Raw genomic sequence first — 7020 nt, forward strand, 5'->3', positions numbered from 1 at the left:
GTCAGCTGTGGAGCCGATCGCCTGAGGTGCGCGGCCCACCCCAGCTACGCCGGGGTGGGAGTGCCGGGGGAATTACACCACTGAAGGGGACGCCAGCTCCATTTCGAAATCCCTCCAGAGGATCAGGTCAAAAACCACAAGGAGGTCTTCGCCGCATTGATGGCGGAGTTCACCAAGGCCTTTCCCGATAAGGGCCTGTTGTTTGTCCTCGACGAGCTGCTCGACTACCTGCGCTCCAACCGGGAGCAGGAGCTGATGCGGAACCTCAACTTCCTGCGTGCCATCGGGGAGTTCTGCAAGGGTTCACGCTTCCGCTTCATTGGTGGGGTTCAAGAAAGCCTGTTCGACAATCCCCACTTCCAGTTCGCAGCTGACAGCTTGCGGCGCGTCAAGGATCGCTTCGAGCAGATGCGGATCGCCCGTGAAGACGTGGCCTACGTCGTGGCACGGCGCATTCTGAAAAAAGACAGCAAGCAGCAGGCCTTGGTGCGTGAGCACCTGCAGGGCTTTACCCAGCTGTACGCCACGATGAATGAGCGGTTGGAGGAATTCGTCCGCCTCTACCCGGTTCATCCTGCCTATCTCGACACCTTTGAGCGGGTCTACGCGGCCGAGAAACGGGAGGTCCTCAAGACCCTCAGCTCGGCGATCCGCTCCCTTTTGGACAAGGAGGTGCCCAGTGATGATCCAGGGCTGATTGCCTACGACTCGTACTGGATGACGCTGAAGGACAATCCCTCCTTCCGCTCGGTGCCTGACATCCGCGATGTCATCGAAAAGAGTGACGTGCTGGAGGCCCGCATCCAACAGGCTTTCACTAAACCGCAGTACAGGCCCGCCGCCCTGAGGATCATTCACGCTCTCTCCGTGCATCGCCTAACAACCGGCGACATCTTCACGCCGATGGGGGCCACGGCAGAGGAGCTCCGTGATGATCTCTGCCTGCTGCTGCCGCTTCCAGAGCGGGATGCAGATTTCCTGAAATCAACCGTTGAGACCGTTCTGCGCGAGATCCTAAAAACGGTCAGCGGCCAGTTTCTGTCGTTCAATCCAGAGAATGGCCAATATTATCTCGATCTCAAAAAGAACATCGACTTCGACTCGCTGATCGACAAGCGAGCCGAGACCCTCGATGACAGCAAGCTCGATGAATACTACTTTGATGCCCTGCGCCGGGTAATTCTTGAGGAGCCTGATGCGCCCGCCTATGTGAGCGGTTATCGCATCTGGGAGCATGAACTTGAGTGGCGTGAGCATAGGGCTGGCCGTAGTGGCTATCTGTTCTTTGGTGCGCCGAATGAACGCTCTACAGCCCAGCCGCCACGCGACTTTTACCTCTACTTCCTGCAGCCCTATGAGCCCCCGTATTTCAAGGACGAGCGGAAGCCCGATGAGGTGTTCTTCCGGCTGAAGCAGGGAGGTGACGAGGCTTTCAAGACCGCGGTGAAGCTCTACGCAGGGGCACGCGAGATGGCACTCACGGCTTCGGGCAGCAATAAGAAGATCTACGAAGACAAGGCGATGCAGCAGCTGCGTTCCCTCACGCAGTGGCTGCAGCTGAACCTTTCCAGCTGCTGTGAGGTCACCCACCAGGGCACAGCGCAGCTGCTGGGAGAGCGCCTCAAAGGTGGTCTGGCCCGCTCAGGCGATCGAGGCGGCGTGAAGGATGCGGTGGATGCAGCCGCTGCCTCCTGCCTCTCTGCCTGCTTCGAGAACCAGTGCCCGGATTACCCGGTGTTCACGACCACGATCACCCGGGACAACCGGGAGCAGGCTGCCCAGGACGCTTTGCGCTGGATCGCGGGAAGTGTGAGGGGCAAGCTCGGGGCCTCGGTGCTTGACGCCCTGGAGCTGCTGGATGGTGACCAGCTCCGCCCCAGGGGTTCGCGCTACGCCAAGCAGGCGCTGAAACAGCTCACCGACAAAGGCGAAGGCCAGGTGCTGAACCGTTCAGAGCTGGTCGGCGAGGAGGCGGGGATTGAGTACTGGACGCGGTTCCGGCTGGAGCCGGAGTTCCTGGTCGTAGTGCTCGCTTCCCTGGTGCACAGCGGTGATCTGGTCCTGAGCATTACGGACAAGAAGATCGATGCCAGCGAGATCGACCTGTTCAGCAAGACCAGTATCAAAGACCTGCTCCAGTTCAAGCATGTGGAGCGCCCTCGCGATCTGCCCCTGGGCCCGCTCAAGGAGCTCTTCGAGCTGATCAACCTGCCTCCCGGTCTGATCGCCAACGCAGCGAAGCGGGACGAGGCGGTTGCCCAGCTGCAGAGCACGGTGGCCTCGTTGGTGGAGAAGGTCGTCACTGCCCAAGGGCAGCTGGCCGACCTCGCGCTTTGGGGTCGGCCCCTGCTGTCGGAACAGGAACAAGGGGAGTGGCGGACGGCGCTGCAGAACCTCCAGAAGTTTCTCGAGTCACTGCAGCCCTTCAACTCCGCCGGCAAGCTGAAGAATTTCCCGCATACCGCTGAGGTCATCACCGGCCAGAAGCAGCCGTTGGCCTTGGTCCGCGAGGTCGGTGAGCTGCTCAGCCTGGTTCAGCATGTGGGGCCTCTCACCGCGTACCTAGGCACTGCCGAGGCGGTGTTGCCCTCGGACGACGCCTGGGTGCAGGGGGTTGGCGAGCAGAAACGTGAGTTGCTGGCCAAGATCACCAGCCCGAAGCACCGCGCCGATGCCGGCTTCCAGCGCCAGCTGGGCCAGAGCCTGGCCCAGCTCAAGGCCACCTACCAAGACAACTACCTCGACCGTCACGCCAAGGCTCGTATGAACCAGGCCGATGACGAGCGCAAAAAGCGCCTCACCCAGGACCCGCGCCTGAAGCAGCTGCAGCAGCTGGTCAAGGTCGAGATGATGCCCGCCCAGCAGCTTCGCGATTTCGAGAACAGCCTGTTTGGTCTCAAGACCTGCTTCAGCTTGGGGCGTCCAGATCTGGAGCAAAGCCCCGTCTGCCCGCACTGTCAGTTCCGCCCGGCGGAAGAGCCAGCAGCGTCCACCAAGCCAACACAGCTCATCAGTGTGCTGGATGAGCGGCTCGACAGCCTGGTGGCCGACTGGTGTCAGCGGTTGCTCAGCAACCTGGAAGACCCCACGGTGAGCGACAACGTGCAGCTCGTCACCGACAGCAGCGGCAAAGCAGCGCTGAATGAGCTTCTCGCGAGCCGCGAGCTGCCGGAGCCGATTGAACCGGCCCTACTGAAGGCCCTACAGGAGGTGCTCCAGGGGCTGGAGAAGGTGGTGCTCACAGAGGACCAGCTGCGCTCGGCTCTGACCTCTGGCGGGCTGCCCTGCACCCTCGAGGAGCTGAAGGATCGCTTTGCCTACTACCTGAACGAACGCACCAAGGGCAAGGACAAGGCCAAGGTTCGGCTGGTCTTGGAGTAGGTGATGTCCGTGCCGATTTCGCCGATCAACCAGTTCAGCTGCAGAGCAGGCTGGGCCCTGCGCCTGAGCGACCGAGCAAGTCACCGGCCATGTGACCGAGCAAGTCACCGAGCAAGTGGAGCAGCGCCAATGGGCCACCAGCGACGATCCACTCTGCGGGCTCAAGGTCACTGCTGAACACACTCTCCGGCCAGCAAGTCAAGCCGTCAACCCACCGCTTTCACCACTGCAGCCATGCCAAGCACCACGGGACAGGAACAACAAGGCACCCTGGAGCTTCAGCAAGAGAAGAAGGGTGCCGGTTCGGTGGAATGCCTCGGGCTCACCTTCGAGAACGAGCAGGCGCGTCGTGAGCACTTCATGGCGCTACTGAAGGAAAAGCTTGAGGATCCGGAGTTTCGGAAGATACCTGGCTTTCCTCAAGGCAGCGATGAAGCAATCCTGAGGATGTCAGATCCGCCGTATTACACCGCATGCCCGAATCCCTTCCTGGAAGACTTTGTCAGCTGCTATGGCAAGCCCTATGACCCTGACGAGGTCTACGAGCGGGAGCCATTCGCCGTTGACGTGAGCGTCGGCAAAACGGATCAGCTCTATCGAGCCCATGGCTATCACACAAAAGTGCCGCACTTGGCGATTGTGCCTTCGATTCTCCATTACACCAAGCCAGGGGACCTGGTTTTAGACGGATTCTGCGGCTCTGGAATGACCGGAGTTGCAACTCATTTCTGCACTAGCGCATCACCTGAGTACAAGGCCGAGATAGAAGCCGCATGGGATAAAGAAGGCCGCTCCAAACCTCAGTGGGGGCTGCGCCGCTCAGTGATTAATGACTTGGGACTTGCGGCCACTTTCATCGCTGCAAACTACAATCTTCCATTTAATACAGAGACTTTCACAAAGGTCGCCGAAGAGATGCTCGGCGAGATCGAGTCCGATCTAGGCTGGATGTATGAAACCTTACATGCCGACGGCATCACAAAGGGACGTATCAATTTTACAGTGTGGAGCGAGGTCTTCAGTTGTCCTCATTGCGGTGGTGATGTTGTTTTTGCAGAGGAAGCCCTGGATGCTGATACCAAGCGTATTCGGCAAGAATTCCCATGTCCTAGCTGCGGAGCAAGCCTAAGCAAGAGCAACCTCGATCGAGTATTTGAATCCACTATCGACCCAGCATCAGGCTCGCCTTGGAAGCGCATTAGCTTCCGTCCAGTGTTGATTGATTACAGCATCGGTAAGTCACGCTTTGAGAAGCATCCAGACTCGGAGGATCTAAAACGCCTTGAGCGAATTTCCCAGTTACCCTTACCGATCGACGTTCCGGTTCTTGAATTTCCAAAACACGACACAGATGACGGGCGTTGCAGGAGCTCCGGAGGATGCTGTCATAGCGCTGGCCTAGCGGATAAGGGGTTCATCAATGTCCATCACGTCTTTCTTCCACGAGCGGCGCAATCCTTGGGTGCATTATGGAATCGCGCATTGGCGGTTGATGATTGTCGACTAAGAAACATGCTGCTCTGGTATGTAGAGCAGGCAATTTGGGGGATGTCGGTGCTAAACCGATACAGTCCTTCGCATTTCTCTCAGGTCAATCGTGCGCTCAACGGTGTTTATTACGTGGGATCACAGCATGCAGAGGTAAGCCCTTGGTACATCCTTTACGACGCCGAGCGGCGAAGCACCAAGCTTAGTCGCCTGGGGAGTGCATTCTCCCCTATGTACGCAGTGCCTTCCGCCGCGATCGTCCAGACGGGCGACTGCGCTTCTCTTGGCATTCCGGATAGGTGCATTGACTATATCTTTACTGATCCTCCATTTGGAGAAAACATTAACTACGCGGATCTAAACTTCCTTGTAGAATCCTGGCACGGACTAATTACTGCTCCTGGCAAAGAAGCAATCGTCGACATCGGCAAGAAGAAGGGTGTCCACGAGTATCAAGAGCTGATGCGGCGCTGCTTTCAGGAGTACCACCGCGCACTCAAGCCCGGTCGGTGGATGACCGTGGTCTTTAGTAATTCAAGTAACGCAATCTGGCGAGCGATTCAAGAAGCCATGGGATCAGCTGGATTTGTCATCGCTGACGTGAGAACTCTCGACAAGAAACAGGGTTCGTACCGTCAAGTCACAAGCTCAGCCGTCAAGCAGGATCTTGTAATTTCTGCCTACAAACCCACGGAAGAACTTGAGAAGAGATTCGTAATCGGTCAATCAACCTCAGAGGATGCCTGGGCATTCGTGCGAGAGCATCTGCATAACGTCCCCGTCTTTGTAGGTCGCTCAAGTGAAGTTGAGCTTGTGGTGGAGCGTACAGCTCAAATGCTGCTTGACCGCATGATCGCGTTCCATGTTCAGCATGGCATCAGCGTGCCACTCTCGGGTCCCGAGTTTCTACAGGGTCTCCAGCAACGCTTCCCTGAGCGGGATGGGATGTATTTCCTGCCCGATCAGGTCACGGAGTACGACCGCAAGCGCACCACTGCTACTCAGCTTCGCCAGCTCAGCTTTTTTGTCAACGATGAGCACAGCGCGATTCAGTGGATTCGGCAGCAGCTGCAAGACAAGCCGCAGAGCTTCCAGGATCTGCAGCCCCAATTCATGCGCGAGCTTCAGGCCTGGGCCAAGCACGAGCTGACCGTGGAGCTCAAGGTAATCCTTGAGCAGAACTTTCTGCATTACGACGGACGCGGCCCGGTGCCGAGCCAGATCCACAGCTATCTCTCCAGCAACTTCAAAGATCTACGGAACCTCGATAAAGAGGATTCCAAGCTGATCGAGAAGGCGCGAGACCGCTGGTACGTTCCAGATCCCAACAAGCAGGCCGATCTCGACCAGATCCGTGAGCGTGCCCTGCTCAAGGAATTCGAAGATATCAAAGAAAGCAGCCAGCGCCGCATCAAGCAGTTCCGTACAGAAGCAGTGCGGGCCGGCTTCAAGGCCTGCTGGCAGGAGCGGGATTACGCCACCATCGTCAAGGTGGCGGCCAAGCTCCCAGAGGCGGTCCTGCAGGAGGACGAGAAGCTCTTAATGTATGTGGACAACGCCCAGACCAGGATCGGAGATGATGAATGACGATCACACGCATCGAGCTTGAACGTTTCACCGCGTTCGAAAAGCTAGACTTTCAACCCTCTCCAGGCGTCAATGTTCTGATTGGAGGTAACGGCACAGGCAAGACGCATCTGATGAAGATTGTTTATGCAGCCTGTGATATCACCAAAACCAAGCAGTCCTATGGCGAAAAGATTGTCTCCTCCTTTCTGCCTTCGGAGGGCAGGCTTGGCCGGCTGGTCAAGCGTGTTGGCCAGAGCTCAGTCGCCAGCATCAAGATTTCCCGTGGTGACTCATTGCGACTAGGCCTGGCCTTCTCCAATCACATCCAGGATCCTTTGCATCCCAAGGTCAAAGTGACTGGCGCAACAAACTGGGCCAAAGAGGAAGTGGAGAGCGTTTTCATCCCCGTGAAGGAAATGCTCGCCAATGCGCCAGGCTTTCGCTCTCTCTACGCACGGCGTGAGATTCACTTTGAATCTGTTTATGGGCACCTCGAATAATCAGCAAATCGCAGAGGTTCTGAAGACATGAAGAAGCCGCCAAAGAGGCGGCAGAGAAGGAGAATGCTATATCGAACATTGA

The 7020-nt window shown here is 57.5% G+C and carries 3 protein-coding genes; all 3 read left to right on the forward strand.

Translation table 11 applies throughout. The features are described from left to right. Window positions 1-108: 108 nt before the first annotated feature. The 3 genes from CJZ98_RS16875 (at window position 109) to CJZ98_RS16885 (ending at window position 6938) form a co-directional block, all read left to right on the forward strand. Complete coding sequence (locus tag CJZ98_RS16875) at window positions 109-3381, forward strand: DUF6079 family protein (protein WP_255082868.1); 3273 nt, start codon at window positions 109-111, stop codon at window positions 3379-3381. 234 nt (window positions 3382-3615) lie between these two features. Beyond that, window positions 3616-6456 carry a DNA methyltransferase gene (locus CJZ98_RS16880; protein WP_094592284.1) on the forward strand — a complete coding sequence of 947 codons (2841 nt, stop codon included), beginning with the start codon at window positions 3616-3618 and terminating at the stop codon, window positions 6454-6456. Beyond that, complete coding sequence (locus CJZ98_RS16885) at window positions 6453-6938, forward strand: AAA family ATPase (protein WP_094592285.1); 486 nt, start codon at window positions 6453-6455, stop codon at window positions 6936-6938. The genes CJZ98_RS16880 and CJZ98_RS16885 overlap by 4 nt, the downstream gene beginning before the upstream one ends. The last annotated feature ends 82 nt before the right edge of the window (window positions 6939-7020 follow it).

Source organism: Vulcanococcus limneticus LL (genome assembly GCF_002252705.1).
Classification (GTDB): domain Bacteria; phylum Cyanobacteriota; class Cyanobacteriia; order PCC-6307; family Cyanobiaceae; genus Vulcanococcus; species Vulcanococcus limneticus.